This window comes from Enemella dayhoffiae, from assembly GCF_002250625.1.
GTDB classification, from domain to species: Bacteria; Actinomycetota; Actinomycetes; order Propionibacteriales; family Propionibacteriaceae; genus Enemella; species Enemella dayhoffiae.
In genome coordinates this window covers 279,816-295,005 of the sequence record NZ_NMVQ01000001.1, presented here as the reverse complement: position 1 = coordinate 295,005, position 15,190 = coordinate 279,816, and the positions used below count along the sequence as shown (strand labels likewise).

General features: G+C 70.7%; 20 protein-coding genes and 1 pseudogene. 14 read left to right on the top strand and 7 right to left on the bottom strand.

Features of this window, described 5'->3' with window-relative positions; genetic code table 11:
• Positions 1–51 precede the first annotated feature (51 nt).
• The 3 genes from CGZ93_RS18665 to CGZ93_RS01440 all read left to right on the top strand — a co-directional run bounded on the left by CGZ93_RS18665 (position 52) and on the right by CGZ93_RS01440 (position 3,004).
• The gene (locus CGZ93_RS18665; protein WP_094362358.1) at positions 52–273 is read left to right on the top strand and encodes a hypothetical protein; all 222 of its coding nucleotides are present in this window, start codon (positions 52–54) and stop codon (positions 271–273) included.
• Positions 274–282: 9 nt separating this feature from the next.
• Positions 283–1,278, top strand: coding sequence for a cation diffusion facilitator family transporter (locus CGZ93_RS01445; RefSeq protein ID WP_094362357.1), 996 nt, complete (start codon positions 283–285; stop codon positions 1,276–1,278).
• An 85-nt stretch (positions 1,279–1,363) separates the two neighbouring features.
• Positions 1,364–3,004 carry an LCP family protein gene (locus CGZ93_RS01440; RefSeq protein ID WP_141211033.1) on the top strand — a complete coding sequence of 547 codons (1,641 nt, stop codon included), beginning with the start codon at positions 1,364–1,366 and terminating at the stop codon, positions 3,002–3,004.
• 16 nt (positions 3,005–3,020) lie between these two features.
• On the opposite strand, the gene CGZ93_RS01435 is transcribed toward CGZ93_RS01440, so the two are convergent.
• Together CGZ93_RS01435 and CGZ93_RS01430 are read right to left on the bottom strand one after the other, a co-directional pair.
• Entirely contained in the window at positions 3,021–3,503 is a 483-nt protein-coding gene (locus CGZ93_RS01435) for an SRPBCC family protein (protein WP_094362355.1), read from the bottom strand.
• A 2-nt stretch (positions 3,504–3,505) separates the two neighbouring features.
• Complete coding sequence (locus CGZ93_RS01430) at positions 3,506–3,871, bottom strand: ArsR/SmtB family transcription factor (protein WP_094362354.1); 366 nt, start codon at positions 3,869–3,871, stop codon at positions 3,506–3,508.
• 184 nt (positions 3,872–4,055) lie between these two features.
• Between CGZ93_RS01430 and CGZ93_RS01425 the strand changes: the two genes are divergently transcribed.
• From CGZ93_RS01425 to CGZ93_RS01410, 5 genes are all read left to right on the top strand, one after another.
• Positions 4,056–5,084, top strand: a complete 1,029-nt coding sequence (locus CGZ93_RS01425) for a DUF808 domain-containing protein (RefSeq protein WP_094362353.1) — start codon at positions 4,056–4,058, stop codon at positions 5,082–5,084.
• A gap of 146 nt (positions 5,085–5,230) precedes the next feature.
• Entirely contained in the window at positions 5,231–5,392 is a 162-nt protein-coding gene (locus CGZ93_RS18660; protein ID WP_176451585.1) for a hypothetical protein, read from the top strand.
• A gap of 49 nt (positions 5,393–5,441) precedes the next feature.
• Positions 5,442–5,963 carry a YceI family protein gene (locus tag CGZ93_RS01420; RefSeq protein ID WP_094362352.1) on the top strand — a complete coding sequence of 174 codons (522 nt, stop codon included), beginning with the start codon at positions 5,442–5,444 and terminating at the stop codon, positions 5,961–5,963.
• Between the two features lie 31 nt (positions 5,964–5,994).
• Positions 5,995–6,849, top strand: coding sequence for an exodeoxyribonuclease III (locus CGZ93_RS01415; protein WP_094362351.1), 855 nt, complete (start codon positions 5,995–5,997; stop codon positions 6,847–6,849).
• 235 nt (positions 6,850–7,084) lie between these two features.
• On the top strand, positions 7,085–7,465 hold the full coding sequence (locus CGZ93_RS01410) for a VOC family protein (protein WP_094362350.1): 381 nt from the start codon (positions 7,085–7,087) through the stop codon (positions 7,463–7,465).
• Positions 7,466–7,469: 4 nt separating this feature from the next.
• Here the strand turns inward: CGZ93_RS01410 and CGZ93_RS01405 are convergent, their stop codons facing one another.
• The gene (locus CGZ93_RS01405) at positions 7,470–7,832 is read right to left on the bottom strand and encodes a TfoX/Sxy family protein (RefSeq protein ID WP_094362349.1); all 363 of its coding nucleotides are present in this window, start codon (positions 7,830–7,832) and stop codon (positions 7,470–7,472) included.
• A gap of 69 nt (positions 7,833–7,901) precedes the next feature.
• Here CGZ93_RS01405 and CGZ93_RS01400 point away from each other — a divergent pair, with 69 nt between their 5' ends.
• From CGZ93_RS01400 to CGZ93_RS18645, 4 genes and pseudogenes are all read left to right on the top strand, one after another.
• Positions 7,902–8,765: a 3-hydroxyacyl-CoA dehydrogenase family protein gene (locus CGZ93_RS01400; protein ID WP_094362348.1), complete on the top strand. Its 864-nt coding sequence runs from the start codon at positions 7,902–7,904 to the stop codon at positions 8,763–8,765.
• A 96-nt stretch (positions 8,766–8,861) separates the two neighbouring features.
• Positions 8,862–8,918: pseudogene (locus CGZ93_RS19980) on the top strand (hypothetical protein); the annotation flags it as partial.
• A gap of 52 nt (positions 8,919–8,970) precedes the next feature.
• Complete coding sequence (locus CGZ93_RS18650) at positions 8,971–9,159, top strand: hypothetical protein (protein WP_094362347.1); 189 nt, start codon at positions 8,971–8,973, stop codon at positions 9,157–9,159.
• A 17-nt stretch (positions 9,160–9,176) separates the two neighbouring features.
• Positions 9,177–9,539, top strand: a complete 363-nt coding sequence (locus CGZ93_RS18645) for an MFS transporter (RefSeq protein WP_094362346.1) — start codon at positions 9,177–9,179, stop codon at positions 9,537–9,539.
• Between the two features lie 5 nt (positions 9,540–9,544).
• Here the strand turns inward: CGZ93_RS18645 and CGZ93_RS01385 are convergent, their stop codons facing one another.
• From CGZ93_RS01385 to CGZ93_RS01370, 4 genes are all read right to left on the bottom strand, one after another.
• Complete coding sequence (locus CGZ93_RS01385; RefSeq protein WP_094362345.1) at positions 9,545–10,120, bottom strand: DUF2231 domain-containing protein; 576 nt, start codon at positions 10,118–10,120, stop codon at positions 9,545–9,547.
• A gap of 143 nt (positions 10,121–10,263) precedes the next feature.
• Positions 10,264–10,476 (bottom strand): hypothetical protein, encoded by a 213-nt coding sequence (locus CGZ93_RS01380; protein WP_141211031.1) that lies wholly within the window; start codon positions 10,474–10,476, stop codon positions 10,264–10,266.
• Between the two features lie 24 nt (positions 10,477–10,500).
• Positions 10,501–10,743: a hypothetical protein gene (locus tag CGZ93_RS01375; RefSeq protein ID WP_094362343.1), complete on the bottom strand. Its 243-nt coding sequence runs from the start codon at positions 10,741–10,743 to the stop codon at positions 10,501–10,503.
• Complete coding sequence (locus tag CGZ93_RS01370; protein WP_094362342.1) at positions 10,740–12,206, bottom strand: phytoene desaturase family protein; 1,467 nt, start codon at positions 12,204–12,206, stop codon at positions 10,740–10,742. The genes CGZ93_RS01375 and CGZ93_RS01370 overlap by 4 nt, the downstream gene beginning before the upstream one ends.
• 107 nt (positions 12,207–12,313) lie before the next feature.
• Here CGZ93_RS01370 and CGZ93_RS01365 point away from each other — a divergent pair, with 107 nt between their 5' ends.
• The gene (locus CGZ93_RS01365) at positions 12,314–13,345 is read left to right on the top strand and encodes a hypothetical protein (RefSeq protein WP_094362341.1); all 1,032 of its coding nucleotides are present in this window, start codon (positions 12,314–12,316) and stop codon (positions 13,343–13,345) included.
• Positions 13,346–13,363: 18 nt separating this feature from the next.
• Positions 13,364–15,190, top strand: coding sequence for a DUF2207 domain-containing protein (locus CGZ93_RS01360; protein ID WP_094362340.1), 1,827 nt, complete (start codon positions 13,364–13,366; stop codon positions 15,188–15,190).

Here is a 15,190-nt window from a genome sequence, read left to right as displayed (position 1 = left end):
GTAGGTTTCCGGGGGCGGGTAGGCCGCGGATTCCGAAAGGGCAGTCATAAGTTGGGCGTCCGCGGGCTCACCGAATCGGTCCGCGCCGAGATGATCATCCTCAACGGGGTCGCCGCCGGGCGGCCGCGGGTGCTGGTCGGTGGCGACGCGCGGCTGCCGGACGGGCTGGTCCGGTTGCTGCCCGATGCCGCCCCGCCGCTGATCGCCCGGGTGCATCGGCGGGTGGTTCAGGGCCTGCAGACCGGCGAGCCGCGCGAAGGCGTACGGCACTAGGCTCGGCCCATGACCGGACCGAACGGTGGTGGGGCCAAGGAGCCCGAGGGGCTGCTCACCGTCATCATCGCGCTGGTCGCCAACGCGCTGATCGCCGTGGCCAAGTCGATCGTGGCCATGATCACCGGATCGGCGTCCATGGTCGCCGAGGCCGCGCACTCGTGGGCCGACACCGGCAACGAGGTGCTGCTGCTGATCGCCGAGCGGCGCTCGGTGAAGCCCCGCGACGACTCCCACCCGCTCGGCTATGGCCGCGAGGCGTACGTCTGGTCGATGGTGGCCGCCTTCGGACTGTTCACCGCGGGCTCCATCCTGTCCATCACCCACGGCATCTCGCAGTTGAGCGTGCCGGGGGAGGAGGAGATGGACTACAGGTGGGCCTATATCGTGCTTGCCATTTCCTTTGTGCTGGAAGGGATTTCCTTCACCCAGGCGGTCCGTCAGACCCGAAGCTCCGCGCGGGCCGCGGGGATGCGTTCGATGAAGTTCGTGCTGCAGACCTCCGAGACCACCCTGCGGGCGGTGTTCTTCGAGGACTTCGCCGCGCTGATCGGACTGCTGATCGCCGGCGCCGGGATCGGGCTGCACCAGCTCACCGGCAACGAGGTGTTTGACGCCGTCGGCTCGATACTGGTCGGCGTCCTGCTCGGCGTGGTCGCGCTGATCCTGATCGTCCGCAACGGTCAATTCCTGGTCGGGCAGACGGTCGATCAGCGGATTCGGAACAAGGCCCTGCGCGCCCTGCTCGCCCGGCCCGACATCGACCGGGTCACCTACCTGTGGCTGGAATATGTCGGCCCCTCCCGGCTCTATCTGGTGGCGGCGGTCGACCTGTCCCGCGACGACGCCGAGTCGGTGCTGCAGGGCCGGATGCAGGCGATCGAGGACGAGCTGGAGCGGGCCGACTTCGTCGAACGGGCCCGGTTGACCCTCTCTGCCCCCGACGAACCGGCGCTGGCTCCCACCGACCCCGACCCCGACCGCGTCCCCGGCACCAGGGGCTGAACCGGCGCGCACCGGGTCCGACCACGGTCCCCATCTCGCCGCGTACGCCGACTCGGGCGACCCGCGGCGGGTTACGATCCCCAGCGTGTCTGTGAGTCAGGGGAGTGCCGGGGTCGCGCGTCGGCGCCAGGCCGACCAGGACTTCGCCCGGCCCGCCCTGTGGACGGCCCTTGGCACCTATCTGCCGGGGTTGGGGTTGTGGCGGGCCGGTCGGCGCCGGCTGGGTCTGGGGATCCTGATCGGCTGGGGCGTGCTGGTCCTGGTGCTCGCAGTGCTGGCGTTGACCAACCGGTTCGCCCTGCTGCACGCGGTCCTTGATCCCACCGTGCTCCGGGTGGTCTGCGGGCTGCTCGTGCTGCTCGCCCTCGGCTGGGGTGTGCTGGTGGTGACCACCCACCTGCTGCTGCGTCCGGGCGGCTGGGACAAGGTACGCCGCGGGCTCGGCGCGGCCCTGGTCGGCGTACTCTGCCTGTCGGTGACCGCCCCGCTCGCGGTCGTCGCGCGCTATGCCTGGGACCAGGCCGCGCTGCTCGACGGGGTGTTCCGGCGCGACGACCAGATCCGCTCCGGAACCGCGCCCCGGCTCGACGCCAGCAACCCGTGGAAGAACAAGGCGCGGGTGAACATCCTGATCCTCGGCGGGGACGCCGGCAAGGACCGCACCGGCACCCGTACCGACAGCATCATGGTCGCCAGCATTGACACCCGCACCGGCAGCACCACCCTGATCGGCATCCCGCGCAACACCGCCCGGATGCCCTTCCCCGCAGACTCCCCGCTGCACCGCTATTTCCCGAACGGGTTCTATGACGGGGATGCCGACGACCAGGAACACTTCGCCAACGAGATGTATGAGAACCTGCCCAAGCAGGTGCCCGCCGACGTGCTCGGCCCCACCGACAACCTCGGCGCCGACGCGCTGAAGCTGTCGGTCGGGGAGGCGACCGGGCTGAAGATTGACTACTACCTGCTGGTCGAGATCTCCGGGTTCAAGGCGCTGGCGGACGCGCTCGGCGGGATCACCGTGAACATCAACACCTGGGTGGCGATGGGCGGCGACACCGACAAGGGGATCAAACCCTCCAAGTGGTTGCGGCCCGGCCCCAACCAGCACCTGGACGGCACCGAGACCCTCTGGTTCGCCCGCGGCCGCTATGGCGCCGACGACTTCCAGCGGATGGACCGTCAGCGGTGCACGGTGCTCGCGATCATCCAGCAGGCCAACCCGGCGACGATGCTGACCCGCTATGAGGCGGTGGCCGCGGCGTCCAAGGACATGGTGCTCACGGACCTGCCGCGTGAGGTGCTGCCCGCGGTGGTCGACCTGTCCAACCGGGTGAAGAACGCCCAGGTCCGCTCGGTGGCGTTCAAGCACGGGGTGGACGGGTTCTCCTCGGCCAACCCGGACTTCGCGATGATGCGGGCCCGGGTGGGTCTGGCGATCCAACAGTCCGGTGGTACCGCCGGTGCGCCCCCGTCTCCCGCCGCGCCTCCCTCGGCCTCCCCGACCGGACCCGGTACGCCGCCGCGCTCGGCCACCGCCCGGGCCCCCGCGAGCCAGGCGCCGCGAGCCACCAGCGCGCCGAGCACCCGGCGTACCCTGCAGGCCGGCGGCGCGCCGGGCAGCACCGCCACGCCGGTCGCCCCGAGCGACGACCTGCGCAGCTCGTGTGCGTACAACCCGACCCTGGCCGCCGAGCAGCTCGCCGCCGGGCCGCCGCGCTGAGGCCGGTGCGCGTGGCTCAGGCGACGAGCGCGTCGATCTGGTTGACCGCCGCGCTGGCCCCTTCGACGACGCCCATCTCGAGCACCTGCTGCAGCGCTTCGGCCGTCTGATAGCTGCTGACGGCGACCAGCTGGGTGCCCCCGTCGTGCTCGGTGAAGGTGAACGTGTTGCTCGACTCGGGCAGGTTCTCATCGGCGCTGAAGTCCTCGTTGGCGAAGCCGTCGACAAAGCTGAACGAGCGCGGCTGGTCGACCTCGGTGATCCGCCAGTAACCGTGGTACCTCTGGCCCGACTGGTCGGTCATGAAGTAGTGCATCACCCCGCCCGGGGTGAGCTCGTGCTTGACGAAGGTGGCCGGGCACTCGGGCGGACCCCAGATCCGTTCCAGCTGGCGCGGGTCGGCGTACACCTGCCAGAGCCGATCCACCGGGGCCGCGAAGTCCGCGGTGATGGTGAGGGTGCGTTGGTCCAGGTCGTGCCTGACGTCGGTGACGGGCATGATCATTCCTCTTTCGTGCTGGGAGATGGTGCGTTCGGTTGTTCACCGGGTTCGGCGAGCAACTCGTCGATGCGGGCGATCCGGCCACGCCAGACCGCCTCGAGTTCGTTCAGCAGGGCGTTCACCGAGCGCACGACGGTCACGTCGCCGCTGGCCAGGGCCTCCCGACCCCGGCGCCGCTTGGTCAACAGTCCTGCCCGCTCCAGCACCGCCACGTGCTTCTGCACCGCGGCGAAGCTCATCTCGTAGTGCTCTGCCAGAGCGGAGACCGAGTGCTCCCCGGCCAGGGCCCGACGCAGGATGTCTCGTCTGGTCCGGTCGGCGAGCGCGTGGAACCACGCATCCGCGAGGTCATCGGCTTCGGCCATGTCCCTAATATACAACCGAGCAGTTGTATGTTTTCAAGGGTGCCGGTTCCTTGCCCTGAGCCGTGCCGCGCCCCCGATGTATCGGGGGCATTGAGCAGCTCGGGGTGCGGGTGCTGGTGATCGGCCCGGACCTGAGCGGCCGATAGGCTGTGCCGACGATCTGACCAAGTGACCTGGAGGATTCATGGCTGGTGGACTCGCCGCTCTGCTCGACGACGTGGCCGTGATCGCCAAGCTGACCAGCAGCGCCGCCGGCAAGGCCGCGGGCGTGGTGGTCGACGACACCGCGGTGACCCCGCGCTATGTGCACGGGTTCAGCCCGGCGCGGGAACTGCCGATCATCTGGAAGATCGCCGTCGGTTCGCTGCGCAACAAGCTGATCTTCATCCTCCCGGTGGCCCTGCTGCTCAGCCAGTTCGTGCCGTGGCTGCTCACGCCGATCCTGATGCTGGGTGGCACCTATCTGTGTTTCGAGGGGGCCGAGAAGATCTGGGAGGCGGTCAGCGGGCACGGCAAGGGCGAGGACGCCCAGCCGGTGATCGAGCTGGGGCCGGAACACGAGAAGAAGATGGTGCGCGGGGCGATCACCACCGACTTCATCCTGTCCGCCGAGATCATGGTGATCTCGCTCAACCAGGTCGCCAACCAGCCGTTCTGGCCGCGGGCGATCACCTTGGTCATCGTGGCGATCTTCATCACCGCCCTGGTCTATGGCGTCGTCGCCCTGATCGTGAAGATGGACGACATCGGGCTGCATCTGACCGAGCGGGAGTCGCCCGGCGCCCAGCGGATGGGGCGGTTCCTGGTCGCGGCCATGCCGAAGGTGCTCAGTTTTCTGTCCACGGTCGGGATCGCCGCGATGCTGTGGGTCGGTGGCCACATCCTGCTCGTCGGCGCCAAGGACCTCGGCTGGAAGACCCCATACAACCTGGTGCACCACCTGGAGGAGCCGGTCGCCTACGTCGCGGTGCTGGGGCCCTTCCTCGGGTGGCTGGTGAACACCATCTGCTCGGCGATCATCGGCCTGCTGGTGGGTGCCGTCGTGGTGCTGGTGATGCATCTGCTGCCCTTCGGGAAGAAGGGGCACGGCAAGGAGCACGGCGCGGAACACGAGGTCGGTCACGGTGACGGGACCGGCCACGGTGACGCCCGGGCCGCGGATCGCCCGACGGGGTCCCATCCGGCCGACGGGGGCGACGCGCAGGGCCACTGACCTCGGCCGAACGCAACTATCGCGACGCGGCGGCCCGTTTCGCCGAACTGCTCGAGACCGAACCCGGCAACCGCGACGCCCGGGAATAACTGGCCCGTTGCCACTACCACCGCGCCGCGCTGGGCAAGGCCGAGCGGGAGCTGCGGGTGCTGCTGGAGCAGGACCCGACCGACGAGTACGCCACCCTGCTGCTCGCCCGCACCCTGGAGCGGCAGAACCGTGCCGCGGAGGCTGCGGGCGTACGCCGGGTGCTCGCCGCGCTGACCGGGGACGACCGGCACCTGGCCGGGCACACGGTCGCCGCCTGACCCGCCGGCCCCGCCCGCGTGGTGTGGCCGGGGTTGGCAGGATGGGGCCATGAGCACACAGACCCGGGAGCTGACCCCGGCCGACGGCGAACTGCTGGTGCGGACCGGCTGCGAGGGCGCGATGGCCCGGATGGGCCACGACCTCACCCTGGCGGTCGGCCGCTGGCGGGCCACCCTCGGCCTGGCCGAAGCCGCGGCCGACTGCACGCTGAGCGCGACCGCCGACCTCGACTCGATCAGCGTTCGCGACAGTGCCGGCGGTGCGAAGGAGGTGTCCGCCTCCGACCGGAAGACGATCGAGCGCAACGCCGCCGGGTCGCTGGGCGAGGGGCAACTGACGTTCACCGCCTCTGAGGTCACCGGCGACCTGGAGCGGGGCACGGTCCGCGGCGAGGCGACCCTGAACGGCGTCACCCGCCCGCTCGAGCTGGCGGTCGAGCGTACCGGCGACGGCTATCGGCTGACCGGCACCATCGTGCAGAGCCAGTTCCGGATCAAGCCCTACAGCGCGATGATGGGGGCGCTGAAGGTGGCCGACGCCGTCCAGATCGAGGCCACCGTACGCCTCTGAAGGGCGCGTCCTCGCCGACTAGGCTGAGCCCGTGCGAATCGTCACCTGGAACGTCAACTCGGTCAAGCAGCGGCTGCCGCGATTGCTGCCCTGGCTGGACGAACGAGTGCCGGACGTGGTGTGCCTGCAGGAGACCAAGCTGAGCGAGGACAAGTTCGCCGAGCTGCTCGAAGGGCCGCTGGCCGAGCGCGGCTACACCTGCGCCACCGTCGGCCAGGCCCAGTGGAACGGGGTCGCGATCCTCTCCCGGGTCGGGCTCACCGACGTCCAGGTCGGCTTCCCCGACATGCCCGGCTTTCCCGAACCGGAGGCCCGCGCGCTCACCGCGACCTGCGACGGCATACGCGTCACCTCGGTCTACGTCCCCAACGGGCGCGAGGTCGACTCGGATCACTACCGCTACAAGCTGGAGTGGTTGGGCGCACTGCGGGAGTTCGTGGCGGCGGGACCGGCAGATCAGGTCGTCTGCGGCGACGTGAACATCGCCCCGGCCGATGTCGACGTGTTCGACCCCGCCGCCTACGTCGGCCACACCCACGTCACGGTGCCGGAAAGGGCTGCTCTGCAGGGGATCGAGGGTGCCGGGCTGATCGACGTGGTACGCCGTCGCTGGCCGAGCGAGCGGGTGTTCTCCTACTGGGACTATCGCGCCGGCATGTTCCACCAGGACCTCGGCATGCGGATCGACCTGATCCTGGCCAGCGAACCGGTCGCCGCGCGGGTCGCCGCCGCCTGGGTGGATCGTCAGGCCCGCAAGGGAAAGGGCCCGAGCGATCACGCCCCGGTGATCGTCGACCTTGACACCGCCCCGGACGGCGACCTCGGCCCCGTCGTCCCGCCCCCGTCCAACCCCGGCCGGACCAGGAAGCTCCCCCAGTCCCGCTGACCCCTCCCGCTCACGCTTATCGGTCAATTGTCCCGCGCTCCCAATTGGGGGCGCGTGAATGCAGGGCGATAAGCGTGAGCGGGGGTGTGGGATCGTTACCGAGCTGCTCGGTGTGCGGGCTCACGCCGAAGGGGCTGCTCGCCGGGCCAGCCGCTGACTGGCACGGCACCGGGCAGGCGGTGGATGTCCGATTTGTTCAAGACGGGCCGCCTGGCCGCGCCCTAGCGTTGCTGGCATGACGAGCGACACGAGTTTCAGGCTGGCGATGGTCACCCTCGATTGCGACGACGCCCACGCGATGGCCACCTTCTGGTCCGCCCTGCTGGGCGGGCAGATCACCCACGACGAGGGCGGGTACGCGATGGTCACCACTCCGGGTGGCACCACCCTCGGGTTCGGTGAGACCCCCGACTATCGGCGGCCCGCCTGGCCCAACACCGGGGACAAGCAGTTCCACTTCGACCTCGACGCGAGTGACGTCGAGGCGGCGAGCCGGCGCGCCCAGGAGCTCGGCGCCACGCTGGCCGATCCGCAGCCGGAGGACGCCGACGGCAAGTGGGTGGTGCTGCTCGATCCGGCGGGCCACCCGTTCTGCTTCGCGAGCTGGGGCGGCTGACCGTTCAGCGGCCGGCTCTGCTGCCGGGCCTGCGCACCTTCGGTGGCAGGGACCGGGCGTATTCGACTCCGAGCTGGAGCCACCGGCCAAGCGACTCCTCGGTCTCCAGCAGCTCGGGGCTGACGTAGAGCCAGCCCGTCATCAGCCGGCCCTGCATCTCCACCGGCTCGACCCCGGGTTGCTCGGCAAGCTCGCCCCCGGAATCCGGGGGCACTCGCAGCATCAGCGTGCCGGCGTTGGCCGCGCACGCCGCCATGTTTCCATTGATCAGGAAGGCCAGACCACCGAACATCTTCAGCTCGGTGACATTCGGCTCCTCGCTCACCGCCGCGCGCATGCGCTCGGCCATTTCCTCGTCGTACGCCATGCTGCAGTATCCCGTGCCAACGGGCGCGAGGGAACGAGGCAGGATGGACCGCGAGGAAAGGATGTGCGGATGAGCGAGCAGCACGTGACGCCGATCGCGGTGGTCGGAGCCGGGTTGATGGGGGCGGGGATTGCGGAGGTGCTCGCCCGGGCCGGCAACGAGGTACGCCTGGTCGACGTGCGACCCGGGGCGGCCGCCGAAGTGGCTGACCGTCTCGGGCTGCGCGGGCTCACCGGCACCGACTCGCTGGCCGAGGCGGTCACCGGCGCCGGGCTGGTGCTGGAGGCGGTCAGCGAGGACCTCGAGGTCAAGGCCGAGTTGCTGCGCGGGCTCGCCGAGCTCGCCCCCGAGGCGGTGATCGCGTCCAACTCCTCCACGTTCACCCCCGGTGAGCTGGCGCCGTACGCCGCCGATCCGGCCAAGGTGCTGGTGGCGCACTTCTTCAACCCGGCCACCGTGGTGCCGCTGGTCGAGCTGGTTCCCTGTGCAGACACCGATCCCGCGATCATGGATGCGGTTGAGGAGCTGCTTGCCGCGGCCGGCAAGACGGTCGTTCGACTACGCCGGGAAATTCCCGGGTTCGTCGCCAACCGGTTGCAGGCGGCCGTGCTGCGCGAGGCGATCCACCTGGTCGAAACGGGGGTGGTGGACGTGGCCGGTCTGGACCAGGTGATGACCGCCTCGCTCGGCGTACGCTGGTCGCTCGCCGGGCCGTTCCGCATCGCCGACCTCGGCGGGCTGGACATCTTCAAGGCGGTCTGCGAGCGCCTCTGGCCCGACCTCGACGCCGCCACCGATCCGACCTGGCTCAATGACCTGGTCGCCGCCGGAAAGCTCGGCGCCAAGTCCGGCGCGGGCTGCCACACCCCCGCCGAGCCGGCGGATCGGGCGTACCAGCAGAGATTGCGCGAGCGGTACGCCCAGCCGTCCTGAGCGTCCTCAGCGCTGCGTGGCCCGGTCGCGCAGGCCGATCAACAGCAGGTCGAGGCCGGACAGGAACTGCTCGGCGACCGGTTCGGCCGACGTCGGATGCTGCTGTGGGGGCTTGTCGGTTTCGGCCTGGCCGGCCTGGCCGTGCTCTGGGTGCACTCGGCGCCGGCGCTGATCGCGGTCCGGGCGGTCAGCGGCGCCTTCGCTGGTGGCCTGGCTGGGCGTCCGTCTCGGCGTCCAGGCCGACGACTCGGTCGAGCTGCGCGCCGGATCGGTGGACCTGCCGGGCGCACTGCTCAGTGTGACGACTTTGGCGCTCGGGTTCCTCGCGCTGACCCTGGCCGTCGAGCACGGCTGGCGTGCCACCACCACCCTGGCCTGTGCCATGGGGCGCTGATTTCCCTGCTGGCGTTCGTGATCCGGGAACGGACCGCTGCCGAACCGATGCTTGACCTGTCGCTCGCGATGCTGCCCACGGTGCGCGGCAGTGCCGTGCTGCAGACCTCGGTGATGGTGCCGCTGGTCGGGGTCACTTTCGCCAGCGCACAACTGTTCCAGTACGCCTGGGGCCGGAGTCCGCTGCGCGCCGGAGTGGCGCAGCTGCCGATGATCCTCGCGATGCTGGCCACCATGCCGCTGGTTGACCTGGTGATCGACCGGCTCGGTGCACGCTGGGCGCTGCGCGTCGCCTTCGGCGTACTGGCCGCGATCGTCACGGTGATGGCGATCGCGGGCGTGCGTACGCTGCCACCGCGACTCGCGCGGGTGAAGCAGTGAATCGTTCAGCCAAGGTGTTGGGGCGCCCGGCCGAAGGCCGGATCGCGGGTGCCCACCTCGCGGGCCACCGCCAGGTGACCGCCGAGGAATCCGGCAGCGCCGATCAACGTCATCGAGGTAGCCGCCAGGGCGCGGGCGGTGCCGCGATGCCCGCCGCGACGGGCGCTCCAGGCCGCCGCCTGCAGCAGGATCCCGGCGCCGTTGGCGGCCGCGTGCACGACCCCGACCCGCTTCTCGCGCGGGCCCGCCTCGGCCAGTTCGGCCCAGCCGCTGAGCGCCGACGGTGCGGCCAGGGCCAGCCCGAGAGCGGTCAGCAACTGCGCCGACCGCCCCTCGTCGTCGGTCCCGCTCACGTCGAGCACCAGGGCGGAGAGCCAGGCGCCGATCGGCACCTGGACCAGCAGCGGGTGCAGGGCGTGACTCAACCAGCCACCCTGCAACGCGTTCTTGACGACCGGGTTGGCGGTCACCGCAGCCATCACCGGCCCGGCGGCGTCCACGGCGCTGTCCAGCCCACGCAGGTTTTCCAGCTTCTGCAGGAACGGGGTCAACGGGCTCTGACTGGATCGATCGGTGGCCATGATGCCTCCTGTCGGCGTTGGAGCCCCCACTATGCCACCCGGACTTTCGAGTCGAGTCAGTCGTCCCTGCGCCAGACCGCGCGCACCGTGAGCGCCAGCGCGATCAGCCACACCGAGGCGGCCGCGGGCTGCGTCCGTAGCGCTCATCCGAGCGTGGTGTCGTCGGGGCCGAGCAAGGTGCTCACCCAGATCTCATAGAGCATCACCCCGGTCGCGAGCACGCCGATCACCCCGCTGAGCACCAGCACCCAGCCGAGCCGACGGGTGCTCCCGTGAAGTCTGATCGCTCGGCGCGCCGCCGAGGTGAGTGCCGCGATCGCCACCAGCAGAAGCATTCCGGCGGCCGAGCTGGTCATCGTGTGCACCGGCAACCGCAGCGGTCAAGGCAGCGTGGCCACCCGCCAGGCAACGAATCCGACGCCCGCGCCCGCCAGCGCATCGGCCGAGCGGTGCAGCAACGAGAACGGATGATCCCGAGCGGAAAGCTCGCTGACATAGGAGATCCGCGCGTCGAACAGTTCCGGGGTGAGCAGGGAGGCCAGCGTCCAGGCCGAATAGAGGAGTCTCCCCAGCGCCAGCAGACGCCAGGGGTGGATCGGGGCGTCCTCGGGCTGCTCGATCACGACGCGGCCGCCAGCGCCGCCTCGGCCGCGCGTACCCCGCACATCCCGTGCACGCCAGGACCGGGCGGGGTCGAGGCCGAGCACAGATGGACCCCGGGTACCCCGGTGGCGTAAGGATTCACCGAGAAACGCGGCCGGAAGAGCAGCTGCCACCCGGCCGAGGCGCCGGCACCGATGTCGCCGCCGACGTAGTTCGCGTTGTGCCGTTGCAGATCCGCCGGACCCGTGACGTGACTCGCCACCACCCGCTCGGTGAACCCGGGGGCATACTGCTCGATCCGCGCCAGCACCAGGTTGGTCGCATCCCCGGAGAACCCGTTCGGCACATGGGCGTACGCCCAGACCGGGTGCAACTCGCCCACCGACCGCGACGGGTCGGCCAGGTATTGCTGGGCCACCAGCACGAACGGCTCCCGCGGCAGCCGCCCGCGCGCGACCAGGCCCTCCGCAGCGGCGACCTCGGCCAGGCTGCCGCCGACGTGCACGGTGCCGGCCCGGCGGGCCTCGGGCAGCCGCCACGGCACCCCGCCGCGCACCGCCAGATCCACCTTGTACGCCGCAGGGCCGGGCCGGAACCGCCGGTACGCCCGGGCGACCGGCCCTGGCAGCCGGTCGCCGAGCAGCCGCAAGGCCGCCGAAGGGGCGGTGTCGAGCAGCACCAGTTCCGCGTCCAGTTCGGCCAGGCTGTCCACCCGGCAGCCGGTCTCGACCACCCCGCCGAGCTCGCCCAGCCGTCGCAGCAGCGCGTCGGTGATCGCCTGGGACCCACCGACCGCGACCGGCCAGCCGCCGCGGTGCCCGGCGGTGGCGATCAGCAACCCGGCTGCGCTGGAGAACGGGATCTGCAGCGAGCTCATCGCGTGCGCGGCGATCCCGGCCCACAGCGCACGGGTGCGCGGGCGGCGCCACAGTCGGGCGAGTGCGGTCGCCGGGGTCGCCGCCGCGGCCCCGAACCGGGTCAGCAGTGCCGGGTGCCGCGGCGGGTGCAGCACCGGGCGATAGACGTCCTCGGCGAGTTGGTCGAAGCGTTCGGCCAGCGGGCCGAACAGTCCGGTCCAGGCGGCCCCGTCGGCGCCGAGGACGTCCGCGGTGGCGGCCAGGTCGGCGTACAGCACCGCCCCGTCTCCGTCGTCCAGCACGTGCGCCAGCGCAATCTCCGGGTGTGTCCACTCCAGACCGGTCAGCCCCAGCGAGCCGCCGGGCCGCAGGGCCGGGGAGGTGGCGCCGGTGGGGTGTACCGCCGAGCAGGTGTCGTGCAGCAGCCCCGGCACGGTCAGCTCGTCCGAGCGGGCCCCGCCGCCGGCGGTGTCGGCGGCCTCCAGCACCCGCACCCTTACCCCGGCCAGGGCCAGGGTGATTGCGGCAGCCAGCCCGTTGGGTCCGCTGCCGACCACCACCGCGTCGCGCGGCCCGCCGACCGTGCGGCCAGGGGGCGCGGATGGGGCAGCCGACGGTTTTTCCATGTCCTCCTTGATACCCGGTGCCGGAGTCTCCGTGCGTGTGAAACCGTCACGAAAGCTCGGGACAAATGTCACCGCCGGCTCACCGATCCGGTTGGCAGGGTTGGAGCATGACCACCACCGAGGCCGCAACCCCCACCACCCCCGAGACGAAACCGCCGGGCGTACCCACGCGAATCGGCTGGGCGCTGCACCTGCTGCTGCGGCTGATGCTCGGGTTCTATCTGTTCGTCTATGGCTGGTCGAAGGTGTTCCTGATGCAGATGGGCCAGGTCGACTTCGCCGACGCCCTGGTCGGCTTCGGCGAGATGAGCCCGATGGGGTTGCTGTGGCGGTTCATGGCGTATTCGCCGGTGGTCCAGTTCATCGCCGGGGCAGCCGAGGTGCTGGCCGGATCGTTGCTGCTGTTCCGGCGTACCGCGGGGGTCGGCGCCGTCCTCGGCGCGGTCGACCTGGCCGTCGTGTTCGGGCTGAACCTGACCTTCGACGTGCCGGTCAAGGAGCTCTCCGGGCTGCTGACGCTGGGCTGCGTGATCGTTGCGATCCCGTACGCCGCCCGCTATCTGCGGGCGCTGTTCACCCGCGGTCCGGTCCCGCGTGGCCCGCTGCCGACGATCTTCGACGGGAAGCTCGGCCGGGTCACCGGGGTGCTCGGGTTGGTCGCCGCGATCGGTCTCACCGTCGCCAGCGGGCTGCTCTACTGGTCCAGCATTGGGTCGCAGCGCCCGACCCGGGTCGAGGGCCCGCTGGTCGGTGTGCACCGGGTCGCCAACGACACCACCGCGCCGGCGGCCCAGCTCGCCCATGACACCCGTTGGCAGCAGATCGCGTTCGGGCAGTGGGAGCGGCGCAACGGGGTGGCACGGGTGGCGATCCGGCAGGCCAACGGCGACCTGCGGCACGGCACCTTTCGGGTGACCGCACCCGGCGTCGTGACCCTCGCGCTGCAACCGGTCCAGCGTGGGGCGACCGAGCTGAACCAGAAGCCGACCGACACCCTGGAACTGCGGTTCGAGCCGACCGCCACCGGAATCCGGTTGCACGGTGCGGGCCAGGACGTGGTGCTGGCCGCGGATCCGGAGTTCCGCTTCCTGTTCGACCGCGACTTTGCGTGGACCGGGCGCCCGCCAGTCAACCGGTGACCGACTAACCTCCCGATCATGAGAGTCCTCTCCCGAATCCTGCTGGCCCTCGCGATCCTCCTGCCCTGCTCGCTGGTGGCGACCCCGGCCCACGCGGAGGACAAGACGCCGTCGTCGTGGAAGGTGACCGAATACACCGCCACCGCGACGCCCGACAAGGACGGCAACGTGCGGGTGGTGCTCGACCTCGCGTTCGACTTCGCTGGCGACGCCGGGCACGGGCCGATCCTGGCGTTCACCCAGCGGATGCGGGTGCAGGACAACCCGGATGTGTGGCGGGAGACCCCGGTGACGGTGGATCGGGTGGAGAGCCCGACCGGGGCCAACACGAACACCCAGCGCGACACCAAGGACCAGCTGCTGCTGGTGAAGGTCGGCCAGCAGGGCACCAAGTACACCGGGGTGCAGCGTTATCGGATCACCTACACCCTGCGCGGGGTGACCCAGCCGAACAACGCGACCAGCGGGCTCGACGAGCTGAACTGGATGGCGGTCGGCAACGGCTGGCAGGTGCCGGTGCGGAAGGCGACGATCATGGTCGACGGCCTCGCCGCACCGACGAAGACCGCCTGCTTCACCGGCAAGAACTTCGACAAGCCGTGCGAGCACCGGGTCGAGGGCAACAGGGCGACCTTCACCGCCGAAAACCTGGGGACCGAGGTCGGCGTACAGACCGTCGCCGGCTATCCGGTCGGCACGTTCACCGAGGCGGCCCAGCCGACCTTCTCCAAGCGGTCGCACTTCGGCAACATGTTCCCACTCACCCCGGTTTCCGGTGGGCTGGCGGCGCTGGTGGCCGCGGTCGGCAGCGCGCTGGTGCTCCTTCGGGTACGCCGCCACGGCCGCGACGAGGTGTACGCCGGGCTGACCCCGGGGTTGACGCCGACCGGGGACGCCGAGGGGCAGACGGTCCGGCAGAGTGGGCGTACCCGGTTTGCCGTGCAGTTCACCCCGCCCGCCGGGGCGAAGCCGGGAGAGCTGGGCACGCTGATCGACGAACGGGCCGACGACCGCGACGTGACCGCGACGATCATCGACCTGGCGATCCGCGGGCACCTGCGGATCGAGGAGACCGGCAACAAGGAGTGGACGCTGGTCAAGCTGCTCTGCCCCGAGCAGGTGGAGCCGTATGAGCGCGCGATCCTGGACACGCTGTTCACCCACCACGAGACGGTGTCCACCCAGCAGCTCAAGGACAAGGAGTTCGCCGGGCTGATGACCGACACCAAGGCGTCGCTGTATGAGCGGGTGCACAAGCACCACCACTGGTTCTCGGGCAACCCGGAGAAGGTGCGCGGACTGTGGGTGGTCGCCGGGCTGGTCCTCGCCGGTCTGGGGGTGGCGATCGGGGTGGGGCTCGGGCTGGTGGCCGGGCTCGGGCTGGTCGGGGCCGGCATCGTCGTGGTCGGTCTGCTGCTGGCGGCGATGAGCGGACGGATGCCGGCGCGCACGGCCGAGGGGTCGGCGGTGCTCGCGCAGACGAAGGGATTTGAGCAATACCTGTCCACCGCGGAGGGGGATCAGATCCGCTTCGAGGAGGGGGTCGACGTGTTCTCCCGCTATCTGCCCTACGCGATCGTGTTCGGGGTGGCCGAGCGCTGGGCGAAGGTGTTCAGCGACCTGGCGGCGCAGGGTCGCTACGAGCCCGAATCGCACTGGTACGTGTCACCGCACGGCTACGGGTTCTACTACGGAGCCGGGTTCGCCTCCAGCCTGGACGGGTTGTCGACCGCCATGGCGTCGTCGATCTCCGAGGCGGTCAGCTCCGTCCAGGCGAGCAGCAGCTCGTCCTCCGGGTTCTCCGGTGGCGGCGGCTTCGGCGGTGGCGGTGGCGGCGGCTGGTGA